Source organism: Enterobacter sp. A103 (assembly GCF_034427535.1).
Classification (GTDB): domain Bacteria; phylum Pseudomonadota; class Gammaproteobacteria; order Enterobacterales; family Enterobacteriaceae; genus Enterobacter; species Enterobacter asburiae_B.
In genome coordinates, this window is record NZ_JAXQPQ010000029.1 from 1 (window position 1) to 1,239 (window position 1,239).

At 54.3% G+C, this 1,239-nt stretch carries 1 pseudogene; it reads left to right on the top strand.

Annotated features, from left to right (window positions below):
- Positions 1-66: 66 nt before the first annotated feature.
- A pseudogene (locus tag SPH27_RS22985) lies at positions 67-1,227 on the top strand (IS3 family transposase).
- Positions 1,228-1,239: the final 12 nt, after the last annotated feature.

Genomic DNA, 1,239 nt, shown 5'->3' on the forward strand with positions numbered 1-1,239 from the left:
CTGATCATACCCATCAATAGTGGACACGCGGCTAAGTGAGTAAACTCTCAACCAGAGGTAGCTCACATGACAAAACCAGCATCAACTATCAAAAAGATCCGCAAGCAGCACACTCCTGAATTTCGCCAGGAAGCCCTCAAACTGGCTGAACGTATTGGCGTGGCCGCGGCCGCCCGCGAGCTCAGCCTGTATGAATCGCAGCTCTACAACTGGCGCAGTAAACAGCAGCAACAGCTCTCATCCTCTGACCGTGAAAACGAACTCGCCACTGAAAATGCCCGTCTCAAACGCCAGCTGGCGGAACAGGCTGAGGAACTGGCCATTCTCCAAAAGGCCGCGACATACTTCGCGAAGCGCCTGAAATGAAGTATGTCTTTATTGAAAAGCATCATGCCGAATTCAGCATCAAAGCTATGTGCCACGTCCTCCGGGTGGCCCGCAGCGGCTGGTATGTCTGGCGCCAGCGGAGTATGAAGACAAATTCACGTCAGCGGTTCAGTCTGTGTTGCGACAGCGCCGTACGTGAGGCTTTTACTCAGGCAAAGCAACGCTACGGTGCACCACGTCTGACAGTTGAACTGAGAGCACAGGGTTACTTCTTCAACATGAAAACGGTGGCTGCCAGCCTTCGTCGTCAGGGGCTGCGGGCAAAAGCCTCGCGAAAGTTCAGCCCGGTCAGCTATCGTGAGATGGTCTGCCGGTATCGGAGAATCTGCTGAAACAGGATTTTTACGCCAGCGGCCCGAATGAGAAGTGGTCGGGAGACATCACGTACTTGCGTACCGATGAAGGCTGGCTGTATCTGGCAGTGGTCATAGACCTGTGGTCTCGGGCGGTTATCGGCTGGTCAATGTCATCACGGATGACGGCACAACTTGCCTGCGATGCACTGCAAATGGCCCTCTGGCGGCGTAAGCGCCCGGAAAATGTCATCGTTCACACAGATGTGGTGGGCAGTACTGTTCAGCGGATTACCAGGCCCTGCTGAAGCGGCATAACCTGCGCGGCAGCATGAGTGCGAAGGGTTGCTGTTACGACAATGCCTGTGCGGAAAGCTTCTTTCACTCGCTGAAGGTGGAATGTATCCACGGTGAACGCTTTATCAGTCGGGAAATGATGCGGACGACGGTGTTTAATTATATCGAGTGTGATTACAATCGGTGGCGTCGTCACAGTGCCTGTGGCGGCCTCAGTCCGGAACAATTTGAAAACCAGAACCTCGCTTAGGGCTGCGTCCAC